Source organism: Labrenzia sp. CP4 (assembly GCF_001579905.1).
Lineage (GTDB): Bacteria > Pseudomonadota > Alphaproteobacteria > Rhizobiales > Stappiaceae > Roseibium > Roseibium algicola.
In genome coordinates this window covers 3,848,153-3,863,683 of sequence record NZ_CP011927.1, presented here as the reverse complement: position 1 = coordinate 3,863,683, position 15,531 = coordinate 3,848,153, and the positions used below count along the sequence as shown (strand labels likewise).

At 59.1% G+C, this 15,531-nt stretch carries 17 protein-coding genes; 6 read left to right on the top strand and 11 right to left on the bottom strand.

Annotated elements, in window-relative coordinates; genetic code table 11:
* Positions 1–16 precede the first annotated feature (16 nt).
* A complete protein-coding gene (locus tag ACP90_RS17755) occupies positions 17–838 on the bottom strand; it encodes an enoyl-CoA hydratase (RefSeq protein WP_062489112.1) in 822 nt (273 codons plus the stop codon).
* A 96-nt stretch (positions 839–934) separates the two neighbouring features.
* On the opposite strand from ACP90_RS17755, the gene ACP90_RS17750 reads away from it, so the two are divergent.
* On the top strand, positions 935–1,822 hold the full coding sequence (locus ACP90_RS17750; protein WP_082809773.1) for a DUF1194 domain-containing protein: 888 nt from the start codon (positions 935–937) through the stop codon (positions 1,820–1,822).
* Between the two features lie 54 nt (positions 1,823–1,876).
* Here the strand turns inward: ACP90_RS17750 and ACP90_RS17745 are convergent, their stop codons facing one another.
* The 7 genes from ACP90_RS17745 to ACP90_RS17715 all read right to left on the bottom strand — a co-directional run bounded on the left by ACP90_RS17745 (position 1,877) and on the right by ACP90_RS17715 (position 8,626).
* A complete protein-coding gene (locus ACP90_RS17745) occupies positions 1,877–3,913 on the bottom strand; it encodes an ASKHA domain-containing protein (protein ID WP_062489111.1) in 2,037 nt (678 codons plus the stop codon).
* A 280-nt stretch (positions 3,914–4,193) separates the two neighbouring features.
* A complete protein-coding gene (locus ACP90_RS17740) occupies positions 4,194–5,150 on the bottom strand; it encodes a methyltetrahydrofolate cobalamin methyltransferase (RefSeq protein WP_023003861.1) in 957 nt (318 codons plus the stop codon).
* Positions 5,151–6,044, bottom strand: coding sequence for a methylenetetrahydrofolate reductase (locus ACP90_RS17735; protein ID WP_023003862.1), 894 nt, complete (start codon positions 6,042–6,044; stop codon positions 5,151–5,153).
* On the bottom strand, positions 6,037–6,339 hold the full coding sequence (locus ACP90_RS17730; RefSeq protein WP_031270670.1) for a virulence factor: 303 nt from the start codon (positions 6,337–6,339) through the stop codon (positions 6,037–6,039). Before ACP90_RS17730 ends, ACP90_RS17735 begins: the two co-directional genes overlap by 8 nt.
* 113 nt (positions 6,340–6,452) lie before the next feature.
* Positions 6,453–7,100, bottom strand: a complete 648-nt coding sequence (locus ACP90_RS17725) for a DUF1638 domain-containing protein (RefSeq protein ID WP_055656430.1) — start codon at positions 7,098–7,100, stop codon at positions 6,453–6,455.
* Between the two features lie 26 nt (positions 7,101–7,126).
* Positions 7,127–7,831 carry a B12-binding domain-containing protein gene (locus tag ACP90_RS17720; RefSeq protein ID WP_031270674.1) on the bottom strand — a complete coding sequence of 235 codons (705 nt, stop codon included), beginning with the start codon at positions 7,829–7,831 and terminating at the stop codon, positions 7,127–7,129.
* Positions 7,832–8,008: 177 nt separating this feature from the next.
* The gene (locus ACP90_RS17715) at positions 8,009–8,626 is read right to left on the bottom strand and encodes a TetR/AcrR family transcriptional regulator (protein ID WP_062489110.1); all 618 of its coding nucleotides are present in this window, start codon (positions 8,624–8,626) and stop codon (positions 8,009–8,011) included.
* 86 nt (positions 8,627–8,712) lie between these two features.
* On the opposite strand from ACP90_RS17715, the gene ACP90_RS17710 reads away from it, so the two are divergent.
* The gene (locus tag ACP90_RS17710) at positions 8,713–9,225 is read left to right on the top strand and encodes an anthrone oxygenase family protein (protein ID WP_062489109.1); all 513 of its coding nucleotides are present in this window, start codon (positions 8,713–8,715) and stop codon (positions 9,223–9,225) included.
* 376 nt (positions 9,226–9,601) lie between these two features.
* On the opposite strand, the gene ACP90_RS17705 is transcribed toward ACP90_RS17710, so the two are convergent.
* Together ACP90_RS17705 and ACP90_RS17700 are read right to left on the bottom strand one after the other, a co-directional pair.
* Complete coding sequence (locus ACP90_RS17705; RefSeq protein WP_062489108.1) at positions 9,602–11,272, bottom strand: formate--tetrahydrofolate ligase; 1,671 nt, start codon at positions 11,270–11,272, stop codon at positions 9,602–9,604.
* A 146-nt stretch (positions 11,273–11,418) separates the two neighbouring features.
* Positions 11,419–11,787, bottom strand: coding sequence for a hypothetical protein (locus ACP90_RS17700; protein ID WP_062491737.1), 369 nt, complete (start codon positions 11,785–11,787; stop codon positions 11,419–11,421).
* 132 nt (positions 11,788–11,919) lie between these two features.
* Here ACP90_RS17700 and ACP90_RS17695 point away from each other — a divergent pair, with 132 nt between their 5' ends.
* Positions 11,920–12,480 (top strand): XRE family transcriptional regulator, encoded by a 561-nt coding sequence (locus tag ACP90_RS17695; protein WP_023003870.1) that lies wholly within the window; start codon positions 11,920–11,922, stop codon positions 12,478–12,480.
* A 25-nt stretch (positions 12,481–12,505) separates the two neighbouring features.
* Here the strand turns inward: ACP90_RS17695 and ACP90_RS17690 are convergent, their stop codons facing one another.
* Positions 12,506–13,036, bottom strand: coding sequence for an Lrp/AsnC family transcriptional regulator (locus tag ACP90_RS17690; RefSeq protein ID WP_062489107.1), 531 nt, complete (start codon positions 13,034–13,036; stop codon positions 12,506–12,508).
* Positions 13,037–13,120: 84 nt separating this feature from the next.
* On the opposite strand from ACP90_RS17690, the gene ACP90_RS17685 reads away from it, so the two are divergent.
* The 3 genes from ACP90_RS17685 (at position 13,121) to ACP90_RS17675 (ending at position 15,522) form a co-directional block, all read left to right on the top strand.
* On the top strand, positions 13,121–13,504 hold the full coding sequence (locus ACP90_RS17685; RefSeq protein ID WP_062489106.1) for a RidA family protein: 384 nt from the start codon (positions 13,121–13,123) through the stop codon (positions 13,502–13,504).
* A 46-nt stretch (positions 13,505–13,550) separates the two neighbouring features.
* Complete coding sequence (locus ACP90_RS17680; protein WP_062489105.1) at positions 13,551–14,177, top strand: LysE family translocator; 627 nt, start codon at positions 13,551–13,553, stop codon at positions 14,175–14,177.
* Between the two features lie 157 nt (positions 14,178–14,334).
* Positions 14,335–15,522 (top strand): glycine C-acetyltransferase, encoded by a 1,188-nt coding sequence (locus tag ACP90_RS17675; RefSeq protein WP_062489104.1) that lies wholly within the window; start codon positions 14,335–14,337, stop codon positions 15,520–15,522.
* Positions 15,523–15,531 lie beyond the last annotated feature (9 nt).

Here is a 15,531-nt window from a genome sequence, read left to right as displayed (position 1 = left end):
CAAACGGCAGGGCCGATCAGCTGTCCGTCCATTCGGGTTTGCGTTTTTGCAGAAAGGCGTTGATGCCTTCTTCCGCATCCCGGGCCATCATGTTCTCGACCATTGTTTGTGCCGCGAAATCATAGGCTTCCGACAACGGCATTTCCAGCTGACGGTAAAAGGCTTCCTTGCCGATCTTCACGGTCTTGGCAGACTTGGAGGCGATCGATTCCGCGTATTTCTGGACGACCTGCTCCAGGTAGTCACGCGGGACGATGCGGTTGATCAGGCCGAAATCCTTCGCGGTGGATGCGTCGATGCTTTCACCGGTCAGAAGCATCTCCATGGCCTGTTTAGGTGCAACATTGCGCGAGAGCGCAACCATTGGTGTGGAGCAGAAGAGGCCGATATTGACGCCTGGTGTGCAGAAGGTGGCCGTGTCGGTAGCGATGGCAAGGTCGCAGGAGGCAACCAGTTGGCAACCGGCTGCGGTCGCAACACCTGTTACCACGGCGATCACAGGCTTGGGCAGGCGCACAATCTGCTGCATCAGGTCCGAACACTGGCGCATGATCCGCTCGTAGGTGGCTTTCCCGCCGTCCGTTTCACCGCGCGCAGCGGTTAGTTCCTTCAGGTCGTGGCCAGCGCAGAAGACCTTGCCTTCTGCACCGAGCAGGACAACACGCACTGCAGGGTCCTCGGCCGCCTTCTGCAGTTCACCGGCTAGAGCGGTCATCATCTCGCTCGAAAGAGCGTTCATCCGCTCCGGCCGCTGCATCACGATCCGGTAAACGCCTTCATGAAGAAGCGTTGCGAGCATCGGTTTCTGGATCTCGTCATTTGCGGCGGTTTCAGACATGGAACGCTCCCTCAAGATTTGCTTTGCCGATGTTATAGCCGACGCGGGCAGGGCGGCGAAAGTGTCCGATCGGCTGGTGGCTGCCTCCGATCACAGATGGTTTATCTGACGAAGCGTCAAGTCGCTGGCGGTTCTTTCGGTTTCGGTTATCCTTTCGGCATGTGGAGGCTTTCCGAAGTCCGCTCACTTGCAGGTGCAGTCGCCTTGCTGCTGGCACCTCTCGGTCCCGCGCTTGCGCAGGAACAGGTCGATGTCGCTCTGGTCCTTGCTGTCGATGTCTCCCGCTCCATGTCGCCTGAAGAACTCCAGATCCAGCGCCGCGGATATGCAGCCGCCATCGCCAGCCCGGAAGTGGTGCGGGCGATCGGGTACGGGGCTCACGGCCGGATCGCTCTCATGATGTTCGAATGGGCCAACGAAAGCCATGCGCGCGAAATTGTCGGGTGGTCGGTGATCGAGGGCGTGGAAGATGCCCAGGAGTTCGCCGACAAGGTTCTGGCGGACAGCACCTACGGTCAGCGCCGAACCTCGATTTCCGGCGCAATCTGGCATGCTTCGGCTCTCCTCGCCGATGCACCTTTCAAGGCAGACCGCCGCGTGATCGACATTTCAGGGGATGGTCCCAACAACCAGGGAGCACCTGTGGTTCAGGCACGCGATGCTGCCGTAGAGGCCGGTCTGGTGATCAATGGATTGCCGCTGATGACTACTGGTGGCATGGGCTTCCAGTTCAACATTCCGGACCTGGACGTCTATTATCAGCGCTGCGTCATCGGCGGGCCTGCCAGCTTCGTCATACCGGTGAACGACTGGGAACAGTTTCCCGAAGCCGTTCGTCGCAAGCTGATCCTCGAGATCGGCGGCGTCAAGCCGCCGGAGCCACAAGTCATCCCGGCCCAATTCACCTTCGAAGAGCCATATGACTGCCTCGTGGGAGAAAAGATCTGGCGGCGTATGCGTGAGCAGTATTTCTGGGATCAGTAGCGGCAGAGCAAATCTGCCGCCCGTTCATGCTTGCTAGCCGAAGGAACGACACCATCATCCCCGGCGGCGTCTGCGCCTGCGCTCTCCGCCGGCTGCATCCGAGCCCGCGTCAGCCTCCTTGCGTACCGGCAATTCGACGGCAGCTCGAAGGTGGGGGAACTGATCGACCTTGTTGGGCAAGGCCATTGCATTGACGAAATGCTCCTGGAACTTGGGTTCCAGAGCGGTCTCGATCTTTTCGATATCGCGCACTGTCTGCTCGATTTCGCGCCTGTAGCAGCGGTTGAGCAAAGCCATCCTGGCGCCTGTCCCGGCAGCGTTGCCGACGCCGGAGACACCGTCCAGCGGGCAATCGGGAATAAGGCCAAGGATCATCGCGTACTTTGGGTCGATGTAACTGCCGAAGGCCCCAGCAAGGCGAATGCGGTCCAGATCATAGGTGCCGAGCTTGTCCTGCAGAAGTTTGACACCGGCATAAAGCGCACCCTTGGCGAGCTGGATCGCGCGAATGTCCGTCTGCAGGATCGATATTTCGACCCCGTCGTCAGCAATCAGATAGGAGAAGGTCCGGCCGGTGGATTTGACGCGCGATGTCCGTTCCGCCATCGAGCCGTCGATAACACCGTCTTCCGTGATGAGGCCCGCCAGATACATCTCGGCAACCGCCTCGATAATGCCGGAGCCGCAAATGCCGGTAACGCCGACAGTGTCGACCTTTTCGGCAAAGCCTTCTTCATCCGACCATTCGTCGACACCAATCACCTTGAAGCGAGGCTCAAGCGTTTCCTTGTCGATGCGGATGCGCTCGATTGCACCTGGTGCCGCGCGCTGGCCGGACGAGATCTCGGCGCCTTCGAACGCAGGGCCGGTCGGAGAGGACGCTGCCAACAGCCGGTTCCGGTTACCCAGCACGATTTCCGCATTGGTACCGACATCGACAAGCAGCGTTATCTCGTCGAGCTTGTAAGGGCTTTCTGCAAGCGTTGCAGCAGCTGCATCGGCACCCACATGGCCGGCGATGCAGGGCAGCATGTAGACACGTGCACCCGGGTTCAATTCCAGATCCAGATCGCGCGCGTTCAAAACCATGGCGTCGGAGGCTGCGAGCGCGAAGGGAGCGCCACCCAGTTCCACCGGATCGATACCGAGGAACAGATGATGCATGACCGGGTTGCCGACAAAGGTCGCATCAAGCACATCCGTGCGTTCTGCGCCGACATCGCCGACCAGTTTGCCGATCAGCGCGTTGATGGCATCGCGCACGGCCTTTGTCAGATCCGGCAGCTTGGACGGGTTCATCTGGACATAGGACACCCGCGACATCAGATCCTCACCAAAGCGGATCTGCGGGTTGGAGGTGCCTGCGGACGAGACTGTACGCCCGTTCTGCAGGTTGCAAAGGTGGGCTGCGATGGTGGTGGAGCCAATGTCGACGGCAAGGCCGTAGACGGCAGGTTTTTCTCCGGGCCAGAGCGCCACGAGTGTCGGCAGCACGCCTCTGTCTTCGTGGATTGCCGCGGTTACCTGCCAATTGCCCTTGCGCAGGATCGTCTGGACCCGTGGCAGCAGCACCGGGTCGATCGTGAGGTCGGCAATGCCGGTCTCGGCAATCAGCGCCTCTCGCAGCCGGTCGATATCGCCGCGCGGCGTTTCCATGTCCGGTTCGGCGATCGAGACGGATACCAGCGAAATGGGGCTGTCGGCTTCGATGTTGCGGGCTTCCGCGCGCTTGCGCACAACCTGACGGTTGGTCTGGGCATCGGTCGGGACATCGATAACCAGATCGCCCAGGATTTTTGCCTGACAGGAAAGGCGCCGGTCGGCGGGCAGTTTGCGCAAGGTTGCGTAGCGGGTTTCCGCTTCGGTGGCACCTTCCAGGTTTTCAGCTGCGCTGGTCAGGTTTTCCTTGGCGAAAGTGCCTTCCGAGATGGAAATCTGGCAGCGCCCGCAAATGCCGCGCCCGCCACATACCGACTCCACATAGACACCGAGCGAGCGGGCAGCGTCGAGCAAGGGCGTGCCGACAGGAAAGGTTCCACGGCGACCACTGGGTTGGAAAACGACTTTGGCTTGTTTGACGGTCTCGGTCATGTCTGCGATCTGCCACTACCGGTTTTGAAACACTGCGGGGACGAAGCCCACCCTTGACCCTTCACCCACAAGGAGGAGGGAGTTTTTATCTGAACCTGCGAAAGCCGGAGCCATCGTGAAAACGACGCGGATCCCGCGATTTGAAACGTGCCCCTCGACACGCAAAACCCCTCCCTATTAAAGGGAGGGGATTGGGGTGGAGATTCCATCCTGAAACTGGTGAAAAGCCACCCTGTTTGCGGAAGGGGAGAGAACCGCAAACGTGTTATGACATCTGGGCTCAGCCGGCGGACCGACGGGCCGCGCGTCCACCGCGGCGGCGACCGCCAGCAGACGCACCACCTTCACCAGGTGCTGCAACCGCACCTGCAGCGGCAGGCTGGTGATCACGGTAGGTCATGATCCATTCCGAGCAGTTCGGATCAGTGCCGTTGAGCACGTTCGCCGCACGTACGGCTTCCATTTCCTGCGGGCGGCACGGGTTCATGATCGCGGAGGTCATGCCGGCACCGATGACCATCGGAATGAAACCGGCATTGATACCGTGGCGATGCGGCAGGCCGAAGGAGATGTTGGAAAGGCCGCAGGTCGTGTTGACCTTCAGCTCTTCACGCAGACGGCGCAGCAACCGGAACACCTGCTGACCTGCGGTGCCCATGGCGCCGATCGGCATCACCAGCGGGTCCACGACAATGTCGTGTGCGGGAATGCCATAGTCGGCAGCATGCTGAACGATCTTCCTGGCGACTTCGAAACGAACGTCCGGATCTTCGGAGATACCGGTCTCATCGTTCGAGATCGCCACCACCGGCACGTTGTATTTCTTGATCAGCGGAAGGATCGCTTCCAGCTTCTCTTCTTCACCGGTCACGGAGTTGACCAGCGGACGGCCCTTGGCAACCGCGAGGCCGGCCTCGATGGCGGCGGTCACGGATGAATCGATAGACAAGGGAACGTCGACAAGTTCTTGAACTATCTCAAGAGTTTTGACGAGCAGCGGCGGTTCGGTCTCGTTCGGGTTGACCGCTGTCACGCCTGCATTGACGTCAAGCATGGTCGCGCCTGCAGCCACCTGGGCCAGCGCATCGGCCTTGACGGTTTCGAAGTTGCCTTCGGCCATTTCCGCCGCCAGCTTCTTGCGGCCGGTCGGGTTGATCCGCTCGCCGATCACACAGAACGGCTGATCGAAACCGATAACGATTTCCTTGGTGGCGGACGCGACAACAGTGCGGGTCATTTATGCGCTCTCATTGGCAGTCAGGATTGAAGATGAGGTTTGAAAAGACCAGCTCCCGCGGCTGTGCAGCCACTCGGCGGTTTTCTGGATACCGCCGAAGGGATAGGCGTGAATCTGGGCCAATTGGGTGTTCGGCTGGCTGGTGACGCGGGTCTCCAGCGGATCGACCATCGTGTCAGGATCGTAGCCCGACAGCATGGAGACGACAGCACCGCCGCGCTTCTTCAGGAAGTTGAAGGAATTTTCAACACCGGCAAAAGCGGCATATTTCAGCAGGGTCGTCATCTTTGCCGGACCGGCAACGCCGACATGGACCGGGAACTCGTTGCCCCATTCGCGCAGCTCGTCCAGCCAAAGGCTGACGCGGTGCGGATCGAACCCGAACTGGGTGACAATGCGGAATTCCGCATCGCTTTCGCGGGCAAGTTCGTGCTTGCGCTGCAGGAAGCTCTTGATGACGTCCGGCTTGATGTCCGGTGCGCCTTCCGGGTGACCTGCAACGGCGATCTTCTTGATGCCGAGCTTGTCGAAGAGGCCCGTCTCCAGAAGAGCGACGGATGAGGTGAGGGGGCCGGCTTTTTCTGCTTCACCGGCAATGGCCAGAACCTCGGTCGCACCTGCTTCCTGGGTCAGACGCGTGATGCGGCGCTCGAAGTCCTCGCGGCTGGCGTACCGGCGGGCCGCCATATGCGGAACTGCGGTCAGCTTGTTGTCGCGCAGGATGCGGGCGGCATCGACGATCATGTCTTCCGAGCAGTTGCCCAGATCCGTGACATAGACCTGCGTGCCCGCCGGAATAAATTCCAGAAGCTCGGTCTTTTCGACCACCTGCTTGGGAGACATTTCGGTAGAGGCGGGAAGCCGCCCATTGGCCAACAGGCGCTGATCAGTCATGTTCCGAGCCTCCATTTGCGAGCAGGGTTTTCAGTCTCTCTTTCGGATAGGCCGAGACCAGGTCGGTCAGGGCTGCGTCCGCTTCCGTTTCCAGGTCGTCCGTGACGGAGACCGGGTCTGTCCGGCGCCACTCCGCCATGTAGGCGTCGCTGTCCTTCGCACCGATCCGCATCGCGCAGGCATCAATGGCTTCCATGAACATGGCCGGCAGTTCCCGTCGGGCGGATTTGCGCCCCTGTTTCACCAGGATCTGTGCCGGGATGTCCCGCCAATAAACGATGATTTTCTGCGCCATTCTCGGACTTTCCTCCTGAGAAACATGTTTGCCGGAAGCTGGCTGATCCAGGACGCCTGATAGCGGCATCATCACGTGAAAAACCGACTTGTCCGGATGCTATTTTGCGACGCTCAGTCCGCCTGGCCCTTGTCCAGAAACGGCTGAAGCAATCCATACCCGGTTCGGCGCATTTCAAACGGCAGACCCAGCCGGTCCGCCGCGCGCCGCGCCGCATCCTCAAGGGCAGGGTCATCGGTCTGCGCAAGGTAAAGAACACGGGTGTAATGAGCGAAATACATGTCCCGCAAATGCGGGTGCCAGTCGAGGCCGAGCGGTTCGATGACCATGGTCTGGAAGTGACGGGCCAGGAAGTCGGTCAGGTAGAAGGTGCCAAGCTGGTCGTCTTCCATCTGGTCGAATTCGTCTATCCCCGTGAAGAAGGCATAGCAGTGTGCGCCATCGATGCGTCTCGCGCCGGTTTCTTCCAGCACCTTGTCGAGCAGGCCACCGGTTCCGCAATCGCCGTAGGCAATCAGAATGTCGGAATAGGTGTCCGCGTTCTTGAGGATGGCCCGGCGGACTTCATCAGGGATCTTTTCCGGCGAGTTGTGAAGCTTCGCCGGAAGGCAGGTGATGTCGAGATGATCGAGGCGGTTCTTTTCGCGGATGGCGACGATTTCGCGTGCCAGAGCCCCGCAGGCAATAACAAGAACGCGGCCGGCCTTGTCGTCCGCGCTCCCATCCGTTTCAACCGGAAAGAGAGGCTCGCCCACCAACATTTCGGCAGCCTCCTTGAACATTGCCGTCAGCCCTTGTTGGCCAGCATGTTGTGGCGGCGAGCGATCAGATCTTTAGCCATTTCCACAGCAACGGCCGCGTCGCGGCAATAACCGTCAGCACCGACGGCTTCGCCGAATTCCTCGTTCAGCGGTGCGCCGCCAACGAGCACGATATAATCGTCCCGGATGCCCTTGGCCTTCATTTCGTCGATCACGACTTTCATGTAGGGCATGGTGGTGGTCAGTAGAGCTGACATGCCGAGAATGTCCGGCTGGTGCTCTTCAATGGCCGCAAGGTAGTTTTCAACAGGGTTGTTGATGCCGATGTCGATCACTTCAAAGCCTGCGCCTTCCATCATCATCGAGACCAGATTCTTGCCGATGTCGTGGATGTCGCCCTTCACGGTGCCAATGACCATCTTGCCAACCTTCGGCGCACCGGTTTCGGCCAGCAGCGGACGCAGGATGCCCATGCCGGCTTTCATGGCGTTGGCGGAAAGCAGCACTTCGGGAACGAACAGGATGCCATCGCGGAAGTCGACGCCGACGATCCGCATGCCTTCGACAAGGGCCTTGGTCAGGATGTCGTAAGGTACCCAGCCGCGTTCCAGAAGGATGTTCACGGCATCCGTGATTTCTTCCTGAAGACCGTCGTAGAGGTCGTCATGCATCTGCTCGACAAGTTCGTCGTCAGAAAGGGAGGCGAGATCGATATCGTCTTCGTCAGACATGGGCAGCTCCAACCAGGCACAACGGCCATCAACTTAGTGCAAAACCTTATGCCTCAAGCCGGATTCGCCGATATCTCCAAAGCGACACGGCTAGTCGTTTACGCGACAGGGAAATCAAGCCAGGCCGTTCAATGTCAATTTTGTGCGCTGACGGGAAATGTTTGTAGCTGTCTAAACTTACGAGAAGGCAGTGGCGCTGCCTGCCGAAAGAAGCTTCACGCCCTGCCAGGCGGTTTCCGCACGGGCGTCGATGTCGTTTTCCGACCATTCAGCCACGGCGCGTGTCACCAGCCGGATTTGAAGATCGCCGATCAGCAGGGACAGATAGATTTCTACCGCGGTTTCCGTTTCAAGGTCTGTCAGCAGTCCGTCGCCCTGAACCTTCGCGACAAGGTCGGTTACGAGCGGCCTGATCGCGTCGCGACCGCTTTGCGCGAGGGCAGTTCCAAGCGTGCCGGTCGTGTCGGCGGCAGCTGCACGGTTGAGAGCGATTGCGGCCGGGTTCGAAAGAACGCCCAGAAGACGTCGGCCGAAGTTCCGCAGTGCTTCGGTGGGAGACGGGTTGTTTTCGATACACTCTCGAAGTGACTGGCGAATGTTTTCTGCATTGCGATCCACCAGGGCGCTGAACAACCCGGTCTTATCTCCATACCAACGGTAGAGCGTTTCGTTGGAGGCCTTTGCTTTTTTTGCGACTGCCAGCATCGACAGGTTGTCATAGCCCTGATCCAGCAGCAATTCGATCGCCGCCGCTTCTATGGATGCTTTCCGTCGTTCCCTGGCTTCCGCCCGCATGTCGTTCTCTCCGTCGCTTGCTCAAAACCGTAATCGATGTTACGGAAATTACAATCCGTACACTTAATTACGGTTTGGAGTTTGGGATGTATCGACTTGCACTTGGAACCGGTCTTTTGGCGCTTGTTTTCGCCGGGGCCATCTTCGGTTTCTTCTATGCCTGGGTCTGCTCAACCATGTGGGGCCTGGATGCCACTGATCCTCGCATTGCGATAGCAGCCATGCAGGCCATGAACGCGTCCGTCCGAAACGCCGTTTTTGCGCCCGCTTTCTTCGGCACGCCTTTCGTTCTTGCTCTTGCCGGGGTCTTCAGCCTGCTGTCTGGCCGGTGCGCAGCCGGGGTCGCCTTTGTAGGTGGAGCAATCGTCTATGCGCTGGGCGGCATCATGCTGACGTTCCTGGTCAACGTGCCCATGAACCTCGAGCTTGCTGAGGCAGCGATCCCGGAATACCTGAAAGAAGCGGCAATGCTCTGGCGGTCCTATTCCGAGCCTTGGCAGGTGTGGAACCAGACACGGACCGTCTTCTCGGGCCTTTCCCTGTTGTTGGCTGCGATCGGGCTCGTTCTGCTCGGCCGAAATCCACACCGCGCTGACTAGCCAAAATTTCAACTTTCTTCATGCGTGGCTCGACCTTGGCATCCACGCTGTTTGACTTACGCAAGTGCGGCCTTCGTTCGAGGCGATGTTTCGGTATGGATTGCAGGGTCTAGCCCTGCAATGACGGAGGAAGTGACGGATTGGTACTTTCTTTGATGGATTATGCAATTTGTAGGCAGGCAAACCGCTCCATCTTTGCCTTGTCTTCGTCATGCCATGGCTCGACCGTGGCATCCATGCTGTTTCAGTTCCTCTTGTGCAGCGTTCGAGGCGATGTCACTCCGCCGCAGTTTGAGAGACCGTTGACCGCACGCCACACAAAAAAGGCAGGTCCTGAGACCCGCCTTTTCTGGTATTCGGCATCAATCCTGAATGATCAGAACAGACCTTCGATCTGACCTTTTTCGTCCAGTTTGATGTGGTTGGCTGACGGCACGCGCGGCAGGCCGGGCATGGTCATGATTTCCCCGCAGATCACCACGATGAAACCGGCCCCTGCCGACAGGCGGACTTCGCGGACCGGCAGGCTATGGCCGGTCGGGGCGCCTCGGCGCTGCGGGTCGGTCGTGAAGGAATACTGGGTCTTGGCCATGCAGACCGGAAGATGACCGAACCCGTCGGCTTCCCAACGCTTGAGCTGGTCGCGTACAGACTTGTCTGCCAGAACTTCGTCTGCCCGGTAGATCCGTTTTGCGATGGTTTCGATCTTCTCGAACAGGGACAGGCTGTCGTCGTAGAGCGGTGCGAATTGCGCCGCGCCGCTTTCGGCAAGGGCTGCCACACGGGTGGCAAGTTCTTCGGTGCCTGCGGAGCCGTTGGCCCAATGGGTCGCCAGGATCGCTTCAACGCCGAATTCGGCGCAGTAATCCCGCACAGCCTGAACTTCCGCTTCCGTATCTGCTGTGAAGTGGTTGATGGCCACAACTGCCGGAACACCAAACTGTTTGACGTTCTCAATGTGGCGGCCAAGGTTGGCGCAGCCTTTTTTCACGGCCTCGACGTTCTCGCTGCCGAGGTCTTCCTTGGCAACGCCGCCATTCATCTTCAAGGCCTTGATGGTTGCGACGATGACAACCGCATCCGGGCTGAGGCCTGCCTTGCGGCATTTGATGTCGAAGAATTTCTCGGCACCGAGATCTGCGCCAAAGCCAGCTTCCGTCACCACATAGTCGGCCATCTTCAGGGCTGTCTGGGTAGCAACTACGGAGTTGCAGCCGTGTGCGATGTTGGCGAAAGGGCCGCCGTGGATGAATGCGGGGTTGTTTTCCAGCGTCTGCACCAGGTTCGGCTGCATTGCTTCTTTCAGCAGCACGGTCATGGCGCCGTCTGCTTCCAGTTCGCGCGCGGTGATCGCCGTGCGGTCGCGCCGGTAGGCAACGATGATGTCGCCGAGCCGCTTCTGCAGATCTTCGAGATCGGTGGCCAGGCAGAGGATGGCCATGATTTCGGAGGCGACGGTGATGTCGAACCCTGCTTCACGCGGAAAGCCGTTGGCAATGCCACCAAGCGAACAGACGATGGAACGTAGTGCGCGATCGTTCATGTCCATCACCCGGCGCCAGACTACGCGGCGAATGTCGATGCCCAGTTCGTTGCCCCAGTAGATGTGGTTCTCGATCAGGGCGGCGAGCAGGTTGTGGGCCGAGGTGATGGCGTGGAAGTCGCCGGTGAAATGCAGGTTGATGTCTTCCATCGGGACGACCTGCGCATAGCCGCCGCCGGCTGCGCCGCCCTTCATGCCGAAACAGGGGCCGAGCGAAGGTTCGCGCAGGCAGATCATCGCGTTCTTGCCGATCCTGTTGAGGCCGTCGCCAAGACCGACCGTTGTGGTCGTCTTGCCTTCGCCGGCCGGAGTCGGGTTGATCGCCGTCACCAGAATCAGCTTGCCGTTCTTGCGGCCATTGAGGTTGGCAATGTAGTCGGCGGAAATCTTGGCCTTGGTGCGCCCATAGGGCAGGAGAGAGTCTTCGGGAATATTCAGCCGTGTGCCGATCTCCTGAATGGGTTTCATCTTGGCTGCACGGGCAATTTCAATATCGCTGGCCATGGGTTCTCTCTCTCCGAAGCGTTTCCGATTTCTTGTTTTCCGGATGCGGTTTTGCACCGCCCCGACTTGTGCCGGAACGCTATGGGAGAGGGCGGTGCAGCAAATGTTCCGAAAGCGACAGGATGCGCCCCGGAAGCGACGGCAATTCAATCGGCGCGGTTGCGCAGCACTGTTGCGAGAAAAACCAGCATGGTCAGAACCGCCAGAACAGAGCCGGCCTTGGCCATGATTTCCCCTTCGGCGTTGATCGCAAATACGATCCCGGGCACGAGTACGATGACGGTGAGAACCGACAATCCGTAGTGGATGAGCGCAAGGCGCGAGGCGGCTGCCTTTGGTGCCAGGGCGTAGTAGGCACCAAAGACGGCCATCATCACGAAGCCGATCAGGTTGAGATGCCCGTGCGCTGGCGCAAGCGTGTGATCAGTGGTTGCTGACATGTGGATGCCCCAGGCCATGCCGATAAGGGCAAAGAGTGCGGCCGTGGCAAAATATAGACGTGGTATCGCTTTCATGTGTTCCCCCCGGAAGACGATGGCCATTCCTGTTTTCAGGTCCTGGCCGAGGGAAAGCTTACATGATTTGTGACAGTTGGATGACGGGAAAAGTAAATTGCAATATCTGGCGAAACGGATTTTAGTTCCGCAATGACAGATTCAGACATTCTCTCCCGTTTGCCGGCCCGCCTCAAGAAAGCGCGGCGTGCCCAGGGGCTCTCGCTTGAGGCCGTTGAAAAGCTCTCCGGCGTTTCCCGCTCCATGGTCAGCCAGATCGAGCGCGGGGAGTCCAATCCGACTGTCGCGACCCTGCTCAATCTGACCAGGGCCTTGAATGTCGACTTTGCAGGTCTTCTGGGGGAGGAGGCAGCCGAGGATCGGGTCGAGATCGTGCACGAACATCAGACCCCGGCGCTCGACAGGGCGGGAGACGGCTGCAAGATCCGCATCCTGTCACCGCCTCAGGACACAGGCCGGTTCGAAATCTATGAGCTGATATTCGCGGCAGATGGAAAGCTCGACAGCAAACCGCACGAACGTGGAACGCGGGAGCAACTGATAGCCGAAGACGGCCAGCTTGAAGTCACGTCCGGTGTGGCCAAAGGTGTCATCGGAAAAGGGGACACGGCTCGCTACGCCGCCGACGTGCCCCATTGCATTGCAGCCGTTGGCGGCCCGGCTCGGGCGATCCTGATGGTGATTAAGTTCTGAAGGTCGCGAGACGCTTCCTTGACCTTCACACAGCCGGCAGCGGCACATCAGGCCAGGTTTCCGTGACCTCCGCCTGCACCGGCCGGTCGAGATACGTCGTCAGCACCACATAACTTCTGGTCGCCCTTACGCCCGGCAGGGCATAGACCTGTGCAAGGAAGCGTTCCATCGCGTCGGCATTGGCCGTCCGCACCTTCAGGATGACACAACAGTCGCCCGTGACCGAATGGAGCTCTTCCACTTCCGGAAAGTCCCGCAGCTTCATCATCCGCTCGCTCTTGCCCCATCCGCTGGCATCCACATGCACGAAAGCCAGAAACGGTTTGCCGACAGACATGGGATCAATGGCGGCGTTGGTGGAGGCGATGGTTCCGGACGCGATCATCCGCTTTACCCGGTCATGCACCGCCGGTGCAGACAGCCCGACCTTGGTCCCGATCTCGGCATAGGTCTGCCGGGCATTGCGCACCAGCTCGCCTAATATTCTTCGGTCGAATGCGTCCACGGGGCGGCCGGGGGTGCTGTTTTTCTGAATGGTCTCTTTATTTGATTTCATTCGGCCAGATCCTTGTTGCGGTGAATCGTGTTCGTCTGAACAGTCATTTCCGAAACAGATTTCGGAAGAAGGATCTTCGACTTGATGGAGCGGACAATCAACCCGGACAAGGGCATTTACCCGGCAACACCGGATTATGTGCATGCCCTGGAAGTGACCGGTGCAGAGCGGTTGCTCTTCGTCAGCGGCACCATGGGGCTTGATGTAATCGGCCGGGCTCCAAAGAGCCTGGAAGAGCAGCTCGATCTGGTTTGGGCGAACCTGCGCCGGATCCTGACTGAAGCGGACATGACGACCGACAATATCGTCCGCGTCACCAGTTATCTTTCAGATCCGGACCATGCCGAAAAGAACCAGGCCGCACGACTGGAGGCACTGGGCGCCCGACGCGTCCCGACCACGGCCCTTGTGGTTCGAACGCTGACACCCGAGTGGATGATCGAAATCGAAATTGTCGCGGCCGCTTAGGCGAAGCAGCAGTTCTCGGCAAATCTGGCGGGCGCAGGAGAAAGCAATGCAGTTCGAGACATATCTGATCTTTCTTGTCACGACAGCTGTCGTGGTTTTCTCTCCCGGTGCGGCGGCCGTGGCCGTTGCGTCGCAAGGGGCGGCCAATGGTGGGCGTCGGGCACTCGGTGGCGTTTTTGGTATTGCGTCTGCCAATGCCGTTTATTTTGCGCTTTCAGCAACCGGCATTGCCTCACTGATCATTGCTTCCAACCTGGTGTTCTCGGTAATCAAATGGGCTGGTGTAGGATATCTCGTCTGGCTGGGTCTGACCGCACTCTTCTCGCCGGCAGGCGCAATCCGCGTCAAACGGTCCGGGCGGCAGTCCAGCCTGAAGGCGTTGTTCGCCCAGGGGTTTGTGATCGAGTTCGCCAATCCGAAGGCACTGCTCTATTTCGCAGCCATTTTGCCCCAGTTTCTCGACATCAATGCCCCCATTGTTCCGCAGATCCTCATCATGGGCATGACGACTTTCCTGATCGACCTTACATCCTACACGGCATATGCCTTTCTGGGGGATCGCCTGACCCGTGGTGAGATGAAGAACTGGATTGTAGGTCTCGTCAACAAATGCGCCGGGGTTGCCTTGCTCTATGCAGGTTTTCGAATGGCGGGTGTCACTGTAATGCGTTAGTATCTGCGGATATTTCCTGGCCGGAAAGGCTGATGCGATCGCCTGGATCTTGCGGAAGGGCAGTTGCAAGAATCCGTGATACCGGAAATAGAATCTTTTATTCCGGACAAATATCCGGCATAGTGGAGGAAATATCCATTTTGCCGGAGGAAGCCCTGTGTCCGATGCCTTTCTGTCGCATATTTCCGAGACGCTAAAAGAAATCGAGGCCGAAGGGCTCTACAAACGCGAGCGGTTGATCACCTCGCCGCAGGGCGGTTTGATCACGGTTGGCGGGCGCGAGGTTATCAACCTTTGCGCAAACAATTACCTGGGTCTGGCCGATCATCCGGCTCTCGAGGAGGCGGCCCGCAAGGCTCTTGAACCGAAGGGCTACGGCATGGCGTCCGTGCGCTTCATTTGCGGAACGCAGGACATTCACCGGCAACTTGAGCAACGCTTGGCTGAATTTCTTGGCAAGGACGATTCCATTCTGTTCGCGGCCTGTTTTGATGCAAATGGCGGCTTGTTCGAGCCCTTGCTCGGTCCTGAGGACGCGATCATATCGGACGCGCTCAATCACGCATCGATCATAGACGGTATTCGCCTGTGCAAGGCCCAGCGCTATCGCTACGCCAATTCCGATATGGCGGATCTGGAAGCGAAGCTGAAGGAAGCCCGGGCCGCCGGTGCCCGCCACATCATGATTGCGACCGACGGTGTCTTCTCGATGGACGGCTATCTGGCCAACCTGCCGGGGGTGACCGAACTCGCCAGGCAATATGATGCCGTGGTGATGGTCGACGATTGTCATGCGACCGGCTTCATGGGGCCGAAGGGCGAGGGCACACCGGCGCATTTCGGGGTTGATGTCGATATTTTGACGGGAACACTCGGCAAGGCGCTGGGCGGCGGCATTGGTGGTTACATTGCCGGGCCTCAGCCGGTTATTGACCTGCTGCGCCAGCGGGCAAGGCCCTATCTCTTCTCCAACTCCCTGCCACCGGCAGTGGTCATGAGCGGTCTTGAGGCCATCCGCCTGGTGGAAGAGGGTGACGATCTGCGCAAGAACCTTTTCGACAATGCCGGCTATTGGCGTGCAGGCCTTGAAGCGCTCGGCTTCACGCTTCTGCCGGGTGAGCATCCCATCATTCCGGTGATGCTGGGCGAGGCAAAGTTGGCCCAGGAAATGGCGGCAAAGTTGTTTGAGGAAGGCGTCTATGTCTCCGGTTTCTTCTTTCCTGTGGTGCCGCGCGGTCAGGCCCGCATTCGCACGCAGATGAACGCGGCCTTGACCCGGTCCGACCTGGACCGCGCACTGGAAGCCTTCGAAAAGGCCGGCAAGGCGACGGGGGTTCTGTCATGACCAGCAACC

Coding starts and splice junctions, on each gene's coding strand:
- ACP90_RS17715 (WP_062489110.1), bottom strand. CDS start 8,626: ATGCGGGCGGAAGCCAGGGAACGACGGAAAGCATCCATAGAAGCGGCG.
- ACP90_RS17725 (WP_055656430.1), bottom strand. CDS start 7,100: ATGTTGGTGGGCGAGCCTCTCTTTCCGGTTGAAACGGATGGGAGCGCG.
- ACP90_RS17705 (WP_062489108.1), bottom strand. CDS start 11,272: ATGGCCAGCGATATTGAAATTGCCCGTGCAGCCAAGATGAAACCCATT.
- ACP90_RS17730 (WP_031270670.1), bottom strand. CDS start 6,339: ATGGCGCAGAAAATCATCGTTTATTGGCGGGACATCCCGGCACAGATC.
- ACP90_RS17680 (WP_062489105.1), top strand. CDS start 13,551: ATGCAGTTCGAGACATATCTGATCTTTCTTGTCACGACAGCTGTCGTG.
- ACP90_RS17720 (WP_031270674.1), bottom strand. CDS start 7,831: ATGTCTGACGAAGACGATATCGATCTCGCCTCCCTTTCTGACGACGAA.
- ACP90_RS17750 (WP_082809773.1), top strand. CDS start 935: ATGGTTTATCTGACGAAGCGTCAAGTCGCTGGCGGTTCTTTCGGTTTC.
- ACP90_RS17700 (WP_062491737.1), bottom strand. CDS start 11,787: ATGAAAGCGATACCACGTCTATATTTTGCCACGGCCGCACTCTTTGCC.
- ACP90_RS17735 (WP_023003862.1), bottom strand. CDS start 6,044: ATGACTGATCAGCGCCTGTTGGCCAATGGGCGGCTTCCCGCCTCTACC.
- ACP90_RS17710 (WP_062489109.1), top strand. CDS start 8,713: ATGTATCGACTTGCACTTGGAACCGGTCTTTTGGCGCTTGTTTTCGCC.
- ACP90_RS17690 (WP_062489107.1), bottom strand. CDS start 13,036: ATGAAATCAAATAAAGAGACCATTCAGAAAAACAGCACCCCCGGCCGC.
- ACP90_RS17695 (WP_023003870.1), top strand. CDS start 11,920: ATGACAGATTCAGACATTCTCTCCCGTTTGCCGGCCCGCCTCAAGAAA.
- ACP90_RS17740 (WP_023003861.1), bottom strand. CDS start 5,150: ATGACCCGCACTGTTGTCGCGTCCGCCACCAAGGAAATCGTTATCGGT.
- ACP90_RS17745 (WP_062489111.1), bottom strand. CDS start 3,913: ATGACCGAGACCGTCAAACAAGCCAAAGTCGTTTTCCAACCCAGTGGT.
- ACP90_RS17685 (WP_062489106.1), top strand. CDS start 13,121: ATGGAGCGGACAATCAACCCGGACAAGGGCATTTACCCGGCAACACCG.
- ACP90_RS17755 (WP_062489112.1), bottom strand. CDS start 838: ATGTCTGAAACCGCCGCAAATGACGAGATCCAGAAACCGATGCTCGCA.